Origin of the sequence: Aeromonas sp. 6P, from assembly GCF_051919525.1 — a bacterium.
GTDB lineage: Bacteria > Pseudomonadota > Gammaproteobacteria > Enterobacterales > Aeromonadaceae > Aeromonas > Aeromonas veronii.
In genome coordinates this window covers 3142054-3160609 of record NZ_JBQBEO010000002.1, presented here as the reverse complement: position 1 = coordinate 3160609, position 18556 = coordinate 3142054, and the positions used below count along the sequence as shown (strand labels likewise).

The 18556-nt window shown below is 60.1% G+C and carries 10 protein-coding genes and 1 other RNA gene; 4 read left to right on the top strand and 7 right to left on the bottom strand.

The window, feature by feature from the left end; genetic code table 11:
* Window positions 1–153: 153 nt before the first annotated feature.
* The 5 genes from fdhF to smpB all read right to left on the bottom strand — a co-directional run bounded on the left by fdhF (window position 154) and on the right by smpB (window position 11634).
* The gene (fdhF, locus tag ACTG2J_RS14520; protein ID WP_439997627.1) at window positions 154–4344 is read right to left on the bottom strand and encodes a formate dehydrogenase subunit alpha; all 4191 of its coding nucleotides are present in this window, start codon (window positions 4342–4344) and stop codon (window positions 154–156) included.
* Window positions 4345–4875: 531 nt separating this feature from the next.
* On the bottom strand, window positions 4876–6087 hold the full coding sequence (locus ACTG2J_RS14515; protein WP_005353540.1) for an EAL domain-containing response regulator: 1212 nt from the start codon (window positions 6085–6087) through the stop codon (window positions 4876–4878).
* Complete coding sequence (locus ACTG2J_RS14510; RefSeq protein WP_439997626.1) at window positions 6080–10324, bottom strand: ATP-binding protein; 4245 nt, start codon at window positions 10322–10324, stop codon at window positions 6080–6082. Before ACTG2J_RS14510 ends, ACTG2J_RS14515 begins: the two co-directional genes overlap by 8 nt.
* 295 nt (window positions 10325–10619) lie before the next feature.
* Window positions 10620–10979, bottom strand: a transfer-messenger RNA (tmRNA) gene (ssrA, locus tag ACTG2J_RS14505).
* 166 nt (window positions 10980–11145) lie between these two features.
* A complete protein-coding gene (smpB, locus tag ACTG2J_RS14500; RefSeq protein ID WP_005334498.1) occupies window positions 11146–11634 on the bottom strand; it encodes an SsrA-binding protein SmpB in 489 nt (162 codons plus the stop codon).
* Window positions 11635–11802: 168 nt separating this feature from the next.
* Here smpB and ACTG2J_RS14495 point away from each other — a divergent pair, with 168 nt between their 5' ends.
* Together ACTG2J_RS14495 and ACTG2J_RS14490 are read left to right on the top strand one after the other, a co-directional pair.
* A complete protein-coding gene (locus ACTG2J_RS14495) occupies window positions 11803–12237 on the top strand; it encodes an SRPBCC family protein (RefSeq protein ID WP_005334496.1) in 435 nt (144 codons plus the stop codon).
* On the top strand, window positions 12230–12577 hold the full coding sequence (locus ACTG2J_RS14490; RefSeq protein WP_005353535.1) for an RnfH family protein: 348 nt from the start codon (window positions 12230–12232) through the stop codon (window positions 12575–12577). Before ACTG2J_RS14495 ends, ACTG2J_RS14490 begins: the two co-directional genes overlap by 8 nt.
* 81 nt (window positions 12578–12658) lie before the next feature.
* On the opposite strand, the gene ACTG2J_RS14485 is transcribed toward ACTG2J_RS14490, so the two are convergent.
* Together ACTG2J_RS14485 and fadE are read right to left on the bottom strand one after the other, a co-directional pair.
* Window positions 12659–13933, bottom strand: a complete 1275-nt coding sequence (locus ACTG2J_RS14485) for an amidohydrolase (protein WP_439989505.1) — start codon at window positions 13931–13933, stop codon at window positions 12659–12661.
* A 179-nt stretch (window positions 13934–14112) separates the two neighbouring features.
* Window positions 14113–16569: an acyl-CoA dehydrogenase FadE gene (fadE, locus tag ACTG2J_RS14480; protein WP_439989506.1), complete on the bottom strand. Its 2457-nt coding sequence runs from the start codon at window positions 16567–16569 to the stop codon at window positions 14113–14115.
* Between the two features lie 254 nt (window positions 16570–16823).
* Between fadE and lpcA the strand changes: the two genes are divergently transcribed.
* Window positions 16824–17402 carry a D-sedoheptulose 7-phosphate isomerase gene (gene lpcA, locus ACTG2J_RS14475; protein ID WP_005334485.1) on the top strand — a complete coding sequence of 193 codons (579 nt, stop codon included), beginning with the start codon at window positions 16824–16826 and terminating at the stop codon, window positions 17400–17402.
* Between the two features lie 164 nt (window positions 17403–17566).
* Window positions 17567–18376 carry a class II glutamine amidotransferase gene (locus tag ACTG2J_RS14470; RefSeq protein ID WP_257687418.1) on the top strand — a complete coding sequence of 270 codons (810 nt, stop codon included), beginning with the start codon at window positions 17567–17569 and terminating at the stop codon, window positions 18374–18376.
* Window positions 18377–18556 lie beyond the last annotated feature (180 nt).

Below are 18556 nucleotides of genomic sequence, written 5' to 3'. Positions count from 1 at the left end.
AAAACAAAGGGTTAGCTTCTCATCGAAGCTAACCCTTTGTGCTTTCTGGCTGGTGACCCTTCTCATCCCCCTCTTTTGCTATCGCAACCCAAAGGGGAAGGGGCAGCGGGCCAACCCTCCCGGCAGGCGGTTACTCAGGTTTTGCAATTCCCTTCAGGCAACCTCGATGTCTGGCTTGGTTGGCTCCTTCTGCATGGATAGCTCTCCAGCTTGCGATGAGGATTCCAGCTTGTCGATGCGCACCGCAGCTACCTTGAACTCGGGGATCTTGGCGTGGGGGTCGGTGGCATTGATGGTGAGCCGGTTGGCCGGGGCTTCGGCGAAGTGGAACGGGATAAAGACTACACCCGGCTGCATCCGCTTGGTGACGAAGGCGGGCAGTTCGATATGGCCGCGGCGGCTGGTGACTTTGACCCGCTCGCTGTTGCTGATCCCCAACCGCTGCGCATCCACCACGCTCATCATCACCCGCGGCCCGGCCAGCTTGTCGAGCCCCCTGGTCTTGCGGGTCATGGTGCCGGTGTGGAACTGCTCCAGCAGGCGGCCGGTGGTGAGCGCGATGGGATAGGTCTCGTCGGGCAGTTCGGCGGCATAGCGGAACGGGGTCGCGACCATCTCCCCCTTGCCACGGGTGAACTGCTTGGCGTGGAGCAGGCGAGTGCCTTCGGGCGCCGCGTCGTTGCAGGGCCACTGCAGCCCTTGTGCTCCAACCTTGTCCCACTGGATGCCGGCGTATTGCGGGGTGACTTGGCAGATCTCGGCGGTGATCTCCTGGGCGTTCTGATAGCGCCAGTCGCCGCCCATTGCATTGGCAATCTGCTGGATGATCCACCAGTCCTCTCGTGCTTCCCCCGGCGCCTTGAGGGCGGGGGAGATGCGCTGTACCCGCCGCTCGGTATTGGTGAAGTGGCCGCTTTTCTCGGCAAAGGAGCAGGAGGGGAGCACCACATCGGCTAGCTGGGCAGTTTCCGAGAGGAAGATATCCTGCACCACCAGAAACTCCAGCTGCTTGAGCCCCTCGATGACATGGTGCTGATCCGGATCGCTCAGCACCGGGTTTTCCCCCATCACATAGAGCCCCTTGATGTTGCCCGCACAGGCGGCATCGATGGTCTCGGTAAGAGTGAGGCCGAGCGTACGCGGCAAGTTCGGCTGCTGCCAGGCGGCGGCGAAGCGGGCATGAACCTCGGGGTTGGCCACCTTCTGATAGCCGGGCAGGCAGTTGGGCAGCGCCCCCATGTCACAGGCGCCCTGCACGTTGGATTGGCCCCGCAGCGGGTTGATGCCGCCCCCTTCGATGCCGATGTTGCCGCACAGCAGTTGCAGGTTGGCGATGGCCCGTACGTTGTCGTGGCCGGTGGTGTGCTGAGTGATCCCCATGGAGTAGTAGATGGCAGTGCGCTCGGCGGTGCCGATGAGGCGGGCGAGCTCAATCACCTGCTCGGCCGGTACGCCGGTGACGAGGGCGACCTTGTCCGGTGCATAGGCGGGGGAGAGCACCTCCGCTTGCAGCGCCTCGAACCCTTCCACCCGCTCGGCGATATAGGCCTTGTCGTGCCACTCGTTCTTTATGATCTGCTGCATAAGGCCGTTGAGCAGCATCACGTCGGTGCCGGGGCGGTGGGCCAGATAGAGGCTGGCGTGGTCCGCCATCTCGATCCGCTTGGGATCGGCCACCACCAGCCGCGCCTTGCCCGTGATGACGGCCCGCTTGATATGGGAGCCGATGATGGGGTGGGCTGCCGAGGTGTCGGAGCCGATGATGAAGATGAGATCCGAGTGATCAATGCTCGGGATGTCGTTGGTCATGGCGCCACTGCCGAGTGACGCCTCCAGCCCGGTGACGGTGGAGGCGTGGCAGAGCCGCGCGCAGTGATCCACGTTGTTGGTGCCCAGCTCCCGGCGCATGAACTTCTGGAACAGGTAGTTCTCTTCGTTGGTGGTTTTGGCCGAAGAAAAGCCCGCCAGTGCATCGCTGCCATAGCGCTGGCGCAGGGCGGTGAAACGCTCGGCGACCAGGGCGATGGCCTCCTGCCAGCTGGCGGGTTCCAGCTCGCCATTTTTGCGGATAAGCGGGGTCGTGAGGCGCTCCTTGCTCTGGATAAAGTCAAAGCCGAAGCGCCCCTTGACGCAGAGCAGCCCCTGATTGACTGGCGAGTTGCGGTTCCCCTCCACATAGCGGATGCGGTTGCGCGACTTATCGACATAGAGGGTGACGCCGCAGCCGACCCCGCAGTAGGTGCAGATGGTATTGACCGGCGTGAGCAGCTCGGTGCGCCCCTGCGACTTGTCGCGGGCATCCACCAGGGCGCCGGTGGGGCAGACCTGTACGCAGGCGCCGCACTGCACGCAGTGGGAGTCGCCCATTGCCAGCCCGCTGTCGAACTGCGGCCGGTTCGAGAGGGTGCCATCGTTGTTTTTGGCAAAGCGCAGCACCCCTTGTACCGCCTGTTCGCCACAGGTCTGCACGCACTGGCCACAGCCGATGCAGCGGTTTGCATCGAACACGATAAATTCGCTGCTGTTATCCACTGCAAACTTCTGGCACTGGCTGGTATCGAGAGCGCTCTGCTCGACCTTGTATTCGGTGGCGTAGTCGCGCAGTGCACAATCGGTGTTGGCCTGACAGCCGCACTCGAGGCAGCGGCTGGCTTCGCTGCGGGCATCGGCATCACTCAAACCACGCTCCACCTCGGCAAAGCTGCCCTCCCGCTCGGTGTTTGACAGATGAGGCATGATGGTGCGGGCGACTTTTTTCAGGTGAGCAAACTGGGCGGGATCCACCTGCTTGAGTGTGGGAGCCTTGCAGGCGTTGAAGGGGCGAACCGGATCGACCATGTCACCGTGAAGGAACTGATCGATGGCCAGCGCGGCCTTGCGACCATCGGCGACCGCCTCGATGGCGGTGGCTGGCCCGCGGCGCAGATCGCCGATGGCGAACAGGTTGCCGTGGCCGCTGTGCATGGTCTCGGGGTGGGACTCTAAAGTCTGCCAGCGGGTGAAGGGGAGGGTGAGGGATTCCCCTTCCATAAAGCTGAGATCCGGCTGCTGTGACACCGCCGCAATCACGGTATCAAACTCTTCAAGGAAGAACTCGCCGGTGGGCTCCGGGCGGCGGCGACCGGAGGCGTCCGGCTCGCCGAGAGCCATCTTCTCGAGGCGCACCTGACAGACGCGACCACAGCTATCCGGCAGATTCTCAACCGGATTGGTGAGCATCAAAAAGCGCACCCCTTCGTGCTCCGCCTCGTCGATTTCGTACGCTTCGGCGGGCATCTCGGCGCGGGTGCGGCGATAGATAAGGGTGGTTTCAGCCCCCAGCCTGACCGCCGTGCGGGCGCAGTCGATGGCGGTATTACCACCCCCGATCACCGCAACCCTCTTGCCGGTGGTGAGCCGCTTGGCCAGCATCCGATCCTTGAGGTAATCGACCCCTAGATAACAACCCGCCAGGGTGCTGCTCGGGTAATCCATCGGCACCGCCTTGGAAGCGCCAACCGCCAGACAGACCGCATCATAGTCGCGGTACAGCGCCGAGAGGGTGATCTGGTGGCCCAGTCGCTGCCTGGTGTGGATCCGCATGCCACTCTGGCACATCAATGCAATCTCCTGATCGAGGATCGCCTTGGGCAGCCGGTATTCGGGGATGCCGTAGCGCAGCCAGCCACCCGCTTCGGGCATCGCCTCGAACAGATCGACCTCGAACCCCTCGTAACCCAGATAGTAACCGCAGGTGAGGCCGCCCGGGCCGCTGCCGATAATGGCCACCCGCTTGCCCTTGGCGGGCTTCTTTGCCGGTTGATAGGGGGCAATCTCGGCCAGATCGAGATCGGCGGCATGGCGCTTGAGCTGACGAATGGCCAGCGGTTCATCTACCAAGGCGCGGCGGCACTGTGCCTCACAAAAAGCGGGGCAAACCCGGCCAATGGAGAGGGGCATCGGCAGGGTCTGCTTGATGACGGCCATGGCCGCCTCGTGCTCCCCCATGGCGATGTGGTGCAGATAGGATTGAATGTCCACCCCGGCCGGACAGGCGCGCTGGCAGGGGGCTTCGCAATCGGCGTAGTGATCTGCGAGGATGCGGCCGAGGGCATGCTGGCGGTGGGCGAGCAGGGCATCGCTTTGGCTGGTGATCACCATTCCTGCCTCGGGGCGCGTCTCGCAGGAGCGGCGGATGCCGAGACCGGCAATCTCTACCACGCAGAGGTCGCACGGCGTCTTGGGGCCGCTGGTGTTGTCACCGCACAGGGAGGGGATATCAGTCTGGTGCTGTTTGGCTATCTGGAGCAGGGTTCTGGTCGGGTCAACCGTCAACTGAGCCCCATCGAGGGTGATGGTGATCATGGCGTCATAAACTCGCTTTCAAGGCGCAGAAAATGCTGCATCTGGCGGAGCCAGCAGGGGAAGCGACAGGGAGGCCGCTTGCTATACGCTCACCATAACAAAGATTATTTACAACTTTATTTGATTTTAGACAGCTTGTTGTTCAAAAGGGAAAACGATTTCAGGTTGTCTTGTCTACCTCATCGGCACGGCGCATCGTTGAGAATCATTCCTGTTACAGCAGGCAATTCATTGTCTTATTGTCAGTTTATGCGTCTGGTAGAAGAGAGGCCGCTCTTGCTCGCGGTAGACGTGATCCGCCAGTAGTACCATTTTTGATGCAACTTATTTTGCATCAATGGTGACTCAAGGCATGCGGCGCATACAGAGCAAAGGGGGTGGGTGGCACTCGGTTGGATAAAAGGTTGGTGGATAGGGGGCGGGCATGCGTGAGTGGCGAGCCCGATACAAAGAAAATGGCCACCTTTTCCAAGGTGGCCATTCACGTTGCCGGTCGGTGCCCTGTTGGCCCAAAGGGTTGGTCGCGGGAGGTCAGCCGGATATCAGGGTCGGCAGCCGGGCTTGCCAGATCTGGTGCCAGTGCTGCAGTTCGCTGCGCGGCATCGGGCGGGCAGTAAAGAAGCCCTGACAGATATCGCACCCCAGCTTGGCCAGCAGTTGCCAGGTCTGCACATCTTCCACCCCTTCGGCGACTGATTTCAGCCCCAGCTTGCGGGCCAGCTCGATGCTCGATTCGATGATGGCCAGACGGGAGGGGTCGGCATAGCAGCGATCTACAAAAGATCGATCAAGTTTGAGTTCGGTAAACGGCAGCAGCGCCAGCTGCTGCATCGAGGAGTAGCCGGTACCGAAGTCATCGATGGAGAGGCCAAAGCCGTGCATCCGCAGTCGTGTCAGCACCTCCAGTGCCTTGCCGATATCCTCGACAAACGAGCTTTCTGTCACCTCCAGGGTGATCAGCTCGGGATTGACGCCCCAACGCTGGCACTGGTTGATCAGGAAGTGGCAGAGATCTCCCTCGATCAGCGAGGTGGTTGAGAGGTTCATCGACAGATTGAGGGAGAGGCCGGTCTGGCCCCACAGATGGCAATCCTGCAGTGACTTGTTGATGATGACATCGGTCAGCTGGTCGATAAGGCCGTTGTTTTCCGCCAGCGGGATAAACATGCCGGGGGAGATCAGCCCATATTCCGGATGCTGCCAGCGGGCCAGCGCCTCCATCCCCACCCACTGGCCGGACGCAAAGCCGACCTTGGGTTGATACCAGGGCAGCAACTGGTCGTTGTCGAGGGCGCGTTTGAGCTCGTCCACCGACAGGACGAGGCCATCGTCCTTGCCCGAGGGGGCCGACTTGGGTGCCCAGGAGTCGATCAACTGGCGCAGCCGCTGCGGGCTGGAGGGTTTCTCGATGCGACCCAGCACATGGAGACCATAGGCCGCGCTCATGCGCAGCACAGCCTCCACCACGTCATCTTCCAGCGCGCTGGAGAGGATGATACCGCCCCGAAAGCCACCCAGCGAGAGGCGGCGCAGCAGCGCCATGCCATCCATGCCGGGCATCCGCAGATCGCAGAACAGGATGTCGACAGTGTGGCTCTGGCACAGCGCCAGGGCTTCGATGCCGTCTGCGGCTTCCAGCAGTTGCTGATAACCGAGCGCCCGGATCTGGTGCATCAGGGTCTTGCGTTGAAACCCGTGATCTTCGACCACCATGATGACCAACTCGTCTGCCGTTCTACTCATCGAGCCACAATCCCATTTCACGTTCAATATTGTTCATCTGTTCTTTCACTCTCTGTGTCAGCAGCGCGAGCTCGCTCAACTGTTTGAGGCGGGCCGCCGATTCCAGTTGCGCCGCCTGCTCGGCCAGGGAGAGCTCCCCGACCATTCTGGCTGCCCCTTTGATGCGGTGGGCGATCTCCACCAGCTCCTGGCTATCATCGGAGGAGAGCGCGCTCATCATAGCGTGGCAATCTTTCCGGTTGGAGGCCAGATACTCCCTTGCCATGCTTTTGGCAATCCCTTCATCGCCAAACAGATCTTGCCAGCGACCGATCATGTCGAGATTGATGGCCTGTCGTGCGGGCACTCTCTCTGTGATCGTAGTCGCGGGCAACCACCGCAGCAGCATCTGGCGCAGTGACTCCAGCGAATAGGGTTTGCACAGCATGCCGTTCATGCCGGCTACCGTCATATTGGCTGCCGCCTCCTCCGAGGTATCGGCGGTGACGCCGATGATGGGTGCCTGCTCCCCTTGTTCCCGCAGGCGGCGGGTCAGGGTGTAGCCATCCATGTGCGGCATGTGGCAGTCTGTGATCAGCAGGGCGAAATCCCGGGTTTGCCAGGCGCGCAACGCCTTCTCGCCATCTTCCACTACCTCGCACTCCACCCCCAGAATCGCCAGCTGACGGGTCAGCAGGGCGCGATTGACCAGATGGTCATCGGCGACCAGCACCCGCCCGCCCAGTTTTTCGATGTTGGCGGCATGGGTGGTCACGGCTGGCCCGGTGATCAGTTCGCGGCAGCTTTCGAGCAACAGATCCGGATAGAGGGGGGATTGGCCGAGGCGCCACCAGTTCTCCGAGCCCATGCGCCCCCGCAACGCTTCGCGGGGGGAGAGGATGACCCCCTTGAGGGTGCCGGATTGCAGCAAGGTGTGCCAATCGCTCCCCAGATTGGACTCCAGCGCGGCCTCTTCCGCCAACAGCAGGCCGTCGAGATCGGCGGTGAGCTGGTGGATATCGAGGGGGGTTAACCGGGCGCCGAGCCGTGCCATGGTGGCCTGCAAGGCGGCATCGCTACCCAGCCACCACCATTCGCTGCCCGCCAGCGCCGGTGGTTCCCACAGGCAATTGAGCAGCGGGATGCTGAAGCGGAAACAGGCCCCTTCACCGAGCTGGCTCTTGACCGTCAGGGTGCCGCCCATCTTCTTCACCAACTGATCACAGATGGCCAGGCCCAGACCGGTGCCACCAAAGCGGCGATTGATATCGGATTCCACCTGCTCGAACGGGGTAAAGAGCAGCGCTTGCTTCTCTTCGGCGATGCCGATGCCGGTATCCGTCACAGCGATAACCAGCTGCTGGTCCTGATAGCTGGCCTGGATCGAAATGGTGCCCTGCTCGGTGAACTTCACCGCGTTGTTGAGCAGATTGGAAATCACCTGGCCCACTCTGACCGGATCGATATCGGCTAGGTCGGGGAGTTGCTCCTCCCACTGGAGCGTGACCTTCAGCCCCTTGCTGTAGGCCAGTGCGGCATGGCCGCGGATCACGTCGCACACCACTGGTTGCAGACGGCAGGATTGGCGATTGAGGTGCAGCTGACCCGCCTCGATTTTGGAAAAGTCGAGGATATCGTTGACCAGATAGAGCAGGTGGTTGGCCGAGCTCTCCACATTGCGCAGCAGATAGCGCTGGTCATCATTGAGCTCGCTCATGCGCAGCAGCTCCAGCATGCCGTGCATACCCGAGATGGGGGTTCTCAGCTCATGGCTCATGGTGGCCAGAAAACGGCTGCGAGCCTGCATCGCCTGCTCGGCTGCGGCACGCGCCTCGCGCAGCTCATGCTCCTGTTGCTTGATGGCGGTGATGTCCTGCACCACGCCGTTGAGCAGGCGATCATGGCCCTGTTGCGCCACAAAGTTGCCGCGGATCTGGATATAGCGCGCCCCCTGAACAGAGGGCACCAGCACCTCCATATCGAGCGGCTCAAGGGTCCGCGCGTGTTGGGCCACCTCATTGGCAAAGGCAGCCAATGCCTCGTCGTTCAAGCCGAAGATCACGCCGCCAGACTCGGCTGCCATCAACTCTTGATGGGTCATCCCGAGAATGTCGCTGGCCCCCTGGGACAGATAGAGGAATTTCCCCTTGCCGGCCCCTTGCCAGAGATATTGATAGACCAGACCCGGCATGCTGTCGGTGATGTCCCGCAGCCTGCCCTCCACTTCCCGCACCTTGTTTTCGGCGGCCTTGAGGGCACTGACATCGGTCAATACCGTCAGCACCCCCTGAATCGCGCCGTCTGCTGCGCGATAGGGCAACTTGACGTAGACCACGTGAAGGGGAACATCCCCCTCGCGCTGGGTATAACCCGATCCTTGGAAGATCTCACCGGTTTCCCAGACCGCACGCTCCTCGCGCAGCATCTGTTGCCGCTCGTCCTCGGTCATATAGCCCCAGCGATCACCTTCTTCCCCATCACCGACAAACAGCTCGCGGTATGCCCGGTTGCTGAGGGTCAGGCGATGATCGCGATCCCGCAGCGCCACCATATTGGGCAGGGAGTCGAGCAGGGTCTGGATGAACACCAACTGTTCATTGAGTGTCTTCTCGGCCCGTTGTCGCTGCACGATCTCCCGTTTCAGAGTGCGGTTCCAGGCCCAGAACAGGGCAAACAGCAGAGTGGCAGCCGTGCCACCTATTACGAACCAGAGCAGCACTGTTTCGCTGTTGATGCCGGTCTGCACGCTCATGGAGAGCCAGCGCCTCTCCACTTTATTGAGCTCCTCCGGCGGTATCGAATAGAGCACCTTGGTAAGGATCCGCTGCAGCATGGGATCTTTGCGCGTGGCCATGGCGACCGGCAGGCGCAAGTCTTTGCCGGCATAGACCACCTGATAGCGTTCGCTCACCCGCTTGTTGATGGATGGAAGGGTGACCATCACGTAGTCGGCATCGCCCGTGTCCAGCAGCTCCAGCAAGCGGTTGTCATTGTTGACCTCTACCGGATGGGCGCCGATGTGGGTCAGTAGATCTTTATCCAGCGAGCCATGCACCATGCCGACCCGTTTCCCTCGCAGCAGTGAGAGATCGGTGATATCGGCACTGCGTTTGGGGGCAATAACGACCCGATCGACAAACAGATAGCCGGGGGTGAACAGCGCAAACTGGCCGCGGTCGTGGTTGGGGGATATGGCCGGAATAAAATCGATCTGTCGCAGCTTCAGCATATTCTGGGTTTCACCCCAGCTATTGGTGCGAACCAGAGAGAACTTTAGCCCAGAGACTTGCTGCATCAGCGTCATCAGGTCCGCCACATAACCGACCAGCCTGCCCCGGTAATTGAATTCGCTCATGGAGGTCCAGTCCGGAGAGACGCCGTAAGTCAGCTCAGGATGCTGGTTGAGCCACTCCTGCTCCTCAGGGGTAAACTGCACAGACTTTACCGCTCCTGAGTCCGCATGTTGGCTAGTCGTGGTAGCTGCCAGCATATGACGACGATCTTCAACCGGTATCTCGTTGAATGCCTTGCTCACCAGGCTGACCAGTGCCGGGTCGCTCTGGTTCATATTGATGGAGAGAGACGTGCCGCTTACCCATTCCGGAGTGGCAATGGTGAAGCCAGCCTTGGGGTGCTGATCTTTCACCATCACCAGTGACGGCATGTCAGCAAGATAGGCGTCAGCCATGCGCTTTTTGAGCATAAAGGCCGCTTCGCTGCGACTCTCGGCCTCGGTCACACGGGGAAATCCCAGTTTTTTCAATTCACTGCAGGCATTGACTCCCGTGACACAGATCCAGTGCAAACCATGGGCATCCTGTCGTGACAACTTCGTTTTGCCATTGTTGAGCAGCACGCCGCGCGGCATGGAGAGCAAAAACGGGAGGGAGACAATATTGGATCGCCATTGTTCGCTTGGCTGGTCGTTCACCAGTATGTCGATTGCTCCGTGGTCAAGTCCGGACAGTGCATCCACGTAGGAGGGGTAAACCTTGTAGCGCAGGGTCAACCCGAGCGTTCTGGCAATCTGCTGCGCAATATCGGGGACTGGGCCGGTAAAGCGTTGATCTGCATCCTTATAGCTGTATGGAGGGTCACCCATCATCGGCATGCCGATGACCAACTCCTGGTGTGATGACAGCCAGGCGCGCTCAGACAGATCAAATTCGTCTTCATTCAGACTGGTAATGGCGTGCGCCGCCACGCCCCAGAGCAGTAGCAGGAGAAACAGGAATAGACGATCACATTGGCGGAGCATCAGAAGGAATCCAACAGAATTGGGCGCATATTGTAAGTGCATTAAAATGCAGCGGCCAACATCAATTTACTCAATATTGGGCCACGACATGCCGATGTGCGGCTGTGAGTCCGTCTAGTACCGGGATGGCAACCTGATGATAAAGCCTGCGCGGTGATGCGCCTGATTTTTTTTGCCAAAGGCCAGTTCAAGGGGGATATTGGAAAAAAATCCAACCAGTTTGATATCGGTAAACAACATGGACATGGACAAATAAAAAGGGCCGCCTCTTGCGAGGTGGCCCTTTCCAAACGTTTGGTGGAGCTGGGGGGATTTGAACCCCCGTCCAAAATTACTACATCCTTGGCACTACATGCTTAGTCACTCTTTACATTCGCCAACCCGCTGCGGAGAGACACGCCACGAATTGACTAGCTCGATTGGTTTTAATGCTTCCGCCCCGAGCAGGACTTCCACACGATCCTGTGAAGGATGACCTTCCGATTCCCTAGGACACAGGCAAGCTAGGGTAGAAGGGCTCTATGCAGGTTATTAAGCTGCTAGTGCGTAGTTTTCGTCGTTTGCGACTATTTTTTTGCGGTTTATTAACGAGGCCTACCGCACCTCGGCATGCACCTTGGGTTTCGTGAATCTTGTCGAATCCAGAATCAGCCCCAAGTTGTTAATTGCGATTGTACGCAAAAATGCTGTCATAGCAAGGCGTTGATACCCATTCCCTCTGGCAACCAGTCTGTTTGCCGATTTATTGTACGCAGCTGAGCCTGAAGAGCCAGCTGCGCTGGGGGAAGGTGAACTGGCGCCCAGATCCTGGCAGTAGCGGGTTAGCCGCGATGCTTGTTCTTCATGATGCGCGCTTTTTCCCGATCCCACTCGCGGGCCTTGGTATCTTCGCGCTTGTCGTGCTCTTTCTTGCCCTTCACCAGGCCGATCTCGACCTTGACCCAACACTGTTTCCAGTAGAGGGCGAGGGGAACTATGGTGTAGCCCTGACGGGCGATCAGGCTTTCGAGCTTGTCGAGTTCACGACGGCTCAGCAGCAGTTTGCGGGTGCGGGTCGGGTCACATACCACGTGGCTGGAGGCCGCTTGCAGTGGCAGGAAGCTGGAGCCGAACAGATAGGCCTCGCCATCGCGGAAGATGACATAGGCTTCGCTGATGTTGGCCTTGCCCGCCCGCAGGGATTTGACTTCCCACCCTTGCAGGGACAGACCCGCTTCGATCTTCTCTTCGATGAAGTATTCGTGGCGCGCGGTTCTGTTGAGTGCAATGGTGCTGGACCCGGCTTTGTTTTTACTGTTTTTTTTGCTCATGACGGGCGATTTCCGGCAATGACTAGGAGCTCGTATTATACGTAGGCAGGGGCGGCTGTAAAACGCGCAGCAGGTCAAGTGGTGGCTTTCTGAGCGGTTTGGCTGAGGTTTTACCTCCACAACCCCAAACATGGTGATAAAATCGCGCCGATTGGATGAGGAAAAGCCATGCCCCGAATTACGCGCAGTGCCCTGGTGATGTTCAGTGCAGAACAGATGTTCAAGTTGGTTAACGATGTGGATGCCTATCCGCAGTTTTTGCCCGGCTGTGTCGGCAGCCGTGTCCACGAGGCTGGCGATGACTACATGATGGCGTCGGTCGATGTGGCCAAGGCGGGGATTGCCAAGACCTTTACCACCCGCAATCAGCTGGATGTGAACCGCCAGATCAGGATGGAGCTGGTGGATGGCCCGTTCCGCAAGCTGGCGGGCTGGTGGACCTTTACCCCGCTCGATGTCGACGCCTGCAAGGTGGAGTTTGATCTCGATTTCGAGTTTACCTCCAAGCTTATCGAGGTGGCCTTTGGTCAGGTATTCCGCGATCTGGTGAGCTCCATGGTCTCCGCCTTCTCCAACCGGGCGAAGGAGGTCTACGGTGTCTGACCAGCTCAACATCGAGGTTGTCTATGCCTTGCCGCAGCAGCAGACGGTGATTGCCCTGCGGGTGGCGCCCGAGACCTGCGTGCTGGCGGCCATCGAGCAGTCCGGCATCGTGCAAAAACACCCCGAGATCGATCTGGCGGTCAACAAGTTCGGTATCTACAGCCGCCCGGTGAAAGGGAGCGAGCCGCTGCACGACGGCGATCGTATCGAGATCTACCGCCCGCTCATCGCCGATCCCCGCGAGATGCGCAAAAAGCGGGCCGAGAAGGCCAAAGAGGAGGGGAGAGCCGATAGCGTGACCGGTGGTCGCCCCGATGTGCATCGCAAGCACCGCGAGTAGCTCTCGGTTCTTTCTTGCAGAAAAAAGGCGCCGTGGCGCCTTTTTTTGATCCCGTTAGCCGGTGAACTGGCCGAAGGGATATCAAGAGAGGGCTGCTTCTGCCACACCCAGTCGTGCACGGGCCCAAGCGGCCAGTAGCTCTACCCCGCTTTGCATCACCCGCTCATCGAAATCGAATTCGTTGTGATGGTGCGGCGCCGCCAGATCGGCCCCCAGGATGAGGTAAGCCGCTTCGCCCCCCTGCTTTTGCACCCGCTCCATCAGAAAACCGGCATCTTCGCTGGCGCCAAAGCGGCGAGTCTGGATGGTGGCGAGCCCCTGCTTGCGGGCCAGCGCCGCCAGCTCGGCCTGCAGCGCCGGGCTGTTGTCGAGGGCAATGGCCTCGCCCTGTTTGATGATGCGGTAGGTGACGCCGTGGGCGAGGGCGGTACCTTCGACGATGCGCTGTACCTGACTGAACATGTAGTCGTTGAGCGTGCTATCGGCGCCACGGGTTTCACCGCGTAGCTCTGCATGATCGGGGATGACGTTGCGGCCGCTGCCAGCGTGAAGCTGGCCGACGTTGATGCGGGTCATGCCGTCGCGGTGGCGGGGAATGCCGAGCATGGCGGTGGTGGCCATGCAGGCGGCTGCCAGCGCATTGCTGCCGGCATTGGGTTCGAGCCCCGCGTGGGCGGCGGTGCCCATAAAGTGGACGTCGAACTTGGTGGAGCAGAGAAATTCGGTGGGATTGATCACCAGCTCGCCGCTGCCAGCGTGAATACCGATATGTAGCGAGAGCAGGGCATCCACGTCATCGAGTGCGCCACCGGCAGCCAGCGCCTTGCCACCGCGGCACCCCTCTTCGGCGGGCTGGAAGAAGAGCTTGATGCGGCCGCGAAGCTGCTCCTTCATCGCCATCAGCTGGCTGGCCAGCCCCATGCCGATGGCGGTGTGGCCATCGTGGGCGCAGGCGTGCATCCACCCCTTGTTGTGGGAGGCAAAACCCTCTTGCTGCGGTTGGTGCTGTTCGGCGTCGGACTCTTCCACCTCCACCGCATCGATATCGAAGCGAAAGGCCAGGGTCGGGCCGGGACGGCCGGTATCCAGCTCTCCCATCAGTCCGGTGACATCGCCGATCCGCTCCAGCCAGTCGGGATGGGCTCCCTGACGGCGGGCGCGAGCCTTCTCGGCCGCCACATCCACATCACGGCCCATCATCAGATTGCTGGCCAGCAGCTTGTCGCCGAGCACGATGCGATAACCGAGCTCGCTCAGGTGGTGGGCAATCAGGCTGGTGGTGCGAAACTCTTTCCAGGCGGCTTCCGGCAGGCGGTGCAGGTCGCGGCGCCACAGGATCAGGTGCTCAAGGGTCATCTTGGCTTCCTTGGTGATTCGATTTGTCGGCTATTGTGCCTTTTTTCCCGGCTGACCACACGGGGGCTGCAGCTGGTCGGGGGAGCTGTGAGTGCAAGTGGTGGCTGTTCGGGCCGTGAATAGTGGTGAGCGCCCATAAAAAACGCCTCCACAAGGGAGGCGTTGTCGATAGCTGGTTATCAGGCCGCGTGATGGTAAGCAGAGGCTTCAAATAGCTTCTTGTTGGCCACCAGATCGATGGGGTCAAAATCATCGACGTTGATGGTACGCAAGCGACTTACCTCGGCGCGGCGCAGCAGCTCGGCTTCGCTCTGGGTCAGTACGCCAGCGGCCAGGCCGATGTCGGCCACCTTGTCCAGTGCCATGAAGGGGCGCTTGATGCCATCGCTCTTGCAGACTTTCTCGAACAGTGGCTCGGCGGCCAGTACGTCATCGAGCGCCTGCTCCAGCAGACCGAAGGGGTTGCCCTCTTCGCGGGTCAGATACTGCCCCTTGGCCAGGCGGCTGCGGGTCTCGCTCGGGGTTTGCAGCAGACGGGCCACTTGCTGGTCCAGCTTGTCGCACGGACGGTTCAGGTCACGACCCAGCGGCAGCACCACGGCGCGCAGGGCAAGCCCAATCCAGCGGTTCGGGAAGTTGCGCAGCAGTTCGTCGATCGCCTCTTGTGCCTTGAACATGGCATCTTGCAGTGCCCAGTGCAGCAGCGGCAGGTCGGCCTGCTGGCGTCCCTCGTCCTGATAGCGCTTGAGGGCGCTGGAGGCCAGATAAAGCTGGCTCAGCACGTCGCCAAGACGGGCGGAGACCCGCTCCTTGCGCTTGAGCTCGCCACCCAGAGTACCCATCGCCATGTCTGACAGGAACGCCAGGTTGGCCGAGAGGCGGGAGAGCTGCTGGTAGTAGCCCTTGGTCTGATCCTTGTAAGGGGCCGCGGCAAAGCGGGCGCCAGTGATACCGAGCCAGAAGCTGCGCACCAGGTTGCTGATGGCAAAGCCGACGTGGCTGAATACTGCCTTGTCGAAATCTTTTAGCGCCTGCTCCTTGTCGGGGTGGCTGGCGGCCAGCATCTCCGGCAGTACATACGGGTGGCAGCGGATAGCGCCCTGACCATAGATGATCATGCTGCGGGTCAGGATGTTGGCCCCTTCCACCGTAACGGCGATGGGCGCACCCTGATAGCCACGGGCCAGATAGTTGTTGGGGCCCATGCAGATGGCTTTGCCGCCGTGGATGTCCATGGCATCGATGATGCACTTCTGGGCACGGTCGGTGAGGTGGTATTTGACGATGGCGGAGATGACTGACGGCTTCTCGCCAAGGTCGATACCGGTCACGGTCAGGTTGGCTGCGGCGCCCATGATGTAGGCATTGCCACCGATGCGGGCCAGCGGCTCTTCAATCCCTTCCATCTTGCCGATGGGCAGCTTGAACTGGCGACGGATGCGGCTATATGCGCCGCTCGCCAAGGCTAGCATCTTGACGCCACCAGTGCTGTTGGAGGGCAAGGTGATGCCGCGACCGACTGACAGACACTCGACCAGCATGCGCCAGCCCTGACCGGCCATGGCCGGGCCGCCGATGATGAAATCGAGCGGGACGAATACATCCTTACCCTGGGTCGGGCCGTTCTGGAACGGCACGTTGAGCGGGAAGTGGCGACGGCCAATGCCGACACCCTTGATGTGAGTCGGGATCAGCGCGCAGGTGATGCCGAGCTCTTCCTCTTCACCCAGCAGGTGCTCGGGGTCACGCAGTTTGAAGGCCAGACCCAGCACGGTAGCAATGGGGGCGAGCGTGATATAGCGCTTGTTCCAGGTAAGGCGCATACCGAGCACCTCTTTGCCTTCCCACTCGCCCTTGCAGACGATACCGAAGTCGGGGATGGAGCCGGCATCAGAGCCCGCCTCCGGGCTGGTCAGGGCGAAGCAGGGGATCTCTTTACCTACCGCCAGGCGGGGCAGGTAGTAATCCTTTTGCTCGTCAGTGCCATAGTGCTGTAGCAGTTCGCCCGGGCCCAGCGAGTTGGGTACGCCAACGGTGGAGGCGAGCACGGCGCTGGCACCGCACAGTTTTTGCAGGACGCAGGACTGGGCGTAGGCCGAGAACTCCAGACCGCCATATTTCTTCTTGATGATCATGGCGAAGAACTTGTTGTCCTTCAGGTATTGCCACACCTCGGGGGAGAGATCCGCGCGCTCGTGGGTCACTTCCCAGTCACTCACCATGCGGCACACTTCCTCGACTGGACCATCCATAAAGGCCTGCTCTTCGGCAGAGAGGGTGCTGACCGGGATGGCGTGCAGCTTTTTCCAGTCCGGGTTGCCCGCGAACAGATTGGCTTCCCACCAGGTTGTGCCCGCTTCAATCGCCTCTTTCTCGGTGCGGGACATCTCCGGCATGATCGATTTGTAGATCTTGAACAGCGGTTTGGTTATTTGATTGCGGCGAAATTCCACCAGATTGAGCGGGATGGCGATCACCGCGAACAGCGCCCATACCAGCAAGGGCACATGACCATAGATGGCGCCAAGCACCAGGGCGGCGCCGGTGACCAGGGTGGAGATGAACAGGGATGCCCGGCGATAGGCCAGGGCTCCGATAACCAGGATCACCCCGAGCAGAGTGAGGGTCGTCGTCATTGCTTGCTCCTTGCGTGGTTAGGTTGCCAACGTGGCGTAACTCATCCAGAGGTCTGACCTGTTGGATATGGCCCCTGTTGTAATTCATACGCACAAAGTTATCAAGCTGTTTACATCTTCATTACCTTCTCTCTGTGATCCCCATAACGCTCACGCGCCGCCAGCGCTGTGGCTCGCAGGGGGCGACTGTGCGATTCGCTTGTGCGAGAATAGCCGCGATCTACACGCACACTAAAAACAGTGGAAGAGACATCATGTACCAAGAATTGATCCGCAATGAACTGACCGAAGCTGCCAGCGTGCTGCAGGCCTTCCTGGCTGATGAGCAGAACCTGAAAAACATCGAAGCGGCCGCCAAACTGCTGGCTGACTCTTTCAAAGAAGAGGGCAAGGTGCTCTCTTGTGGCAACGGTGGCTCCCACTGTGACGCCATGCACTTCGCCGAAGAGCTGACCGGTCGTTACCGCGAGAACCGCCCGGGTTATGCCGGTATCGCCATCTCCGATCCGAGCCACCTCTCCTGCGTCTCCAACGACTTTGGCTATGACTATGTCTTCTCCCGCTACGTAGAAGCGGTCGGCCGCCGTGGCGACGTGCTGCTTGGTATCTCCACCAGCGGTAACTCCGGCAATATCCTGAAAGCCATCGAGGCGGCCCGCGCCAAAGGTATGAAAGTGATCGCCCTGACCGGCAAGGATGGCGGCAAGATGGCGGGTCTGGCGGATGTCGAGATCCGCGTGCCGCACTTTGGCTATGCCGACCGTATTCAGGAAGTGCACATCAAGGTGATCCACATCCTGATCCAGCTGGTCGAAAAAGAGATGGCCAAGTGATCAGGCCATAACTACCAGATAAGGGCTGCGTCGGTAGCATGGTTCGCCATCGATCGGTTATTGCCAGTCACAGGGGAAGGGATTGCGCCTTCCCCTGCTGTCTGTCGAACCAGCGTGCTGGTCGAACATGACACAAGCCAAATCATGAAAGGAGTCTGCCGGATATGTGCGAACTGCTCGGCATGAGTGCCAATGTGCCGACCGATATCTGCTTCAGCTTTACCGGGTTGATGCTGCGCGGCGGCAAGACCGGGCCCCACAAGGATGGCTGGGGGATCACCTTCTACGAGGGGAAGGGCTTTCGCACCTTCAAGGATCCCGAGCCCAGCGCCCAATCTCCCATCGCCAGACTGGTACAGGCGCTGCCCATCAAGAGCTGCGCCGTGGTCAGCCACATCCGGCAGGCCAACCGTGGCTGCGTGTCACTGGAAAATACCCACCCCTTTACCCGTGAGCTGTGGGGTCGTTACTGGACCTTCGCCCACAACGGTCAGCTCACCGGCTACAAGAAGCTGCCAACCGGCCGCCACCGGCCGGTGGGGGATACCGACAGCGAGCACGCCTTCTGCTGGTTGCTCGATCGGCTGGAGCAAAAATATCCCAAGCGTCCAGCCAACTTTCCCGCCATGTTTCGCTATCTCGCCACCCTGTGTGATGAGCTCAGGGGGTTGGGGGTGTTCAACATGCTGCTCTCGGACGGGGAGTATGTGATGAGCTACTGCAGCAACAACCTGCACTGGCTGACCCGCTGCGCGCCCTTTGGCGAGGCGAGCCTGCTGGATGAGGAGGTGGTGATCGACTTTCAAAGGGAGACCACCCCCAACGATGTGGTGACCCTGATCACCACCCGTCCGCTGACCGGCAATGAGAATTGGGTAAAAATGGCGCCCGGCGAATTCAATCTGTTTCGCATGGGGGAGCGGGTGGCGACCAATCAGGTCGCGCTTGAGCAAGATAAAAAAATACCAGGGTAGATACCTACCCTGGTTCTTCGCAGCAGCCATAAAAGGCAAAAGGGATGAGAGGTGTTGCTGAGCATCATCACTCTGACGGCATTGAGTGTTGATCAATTGTTAATTTGTGGCAATCAGGTTGTTGTCTTGACGTGCATTTCAGCATCGCTATTTCGATATTGATCACATTTTTTGCCACTT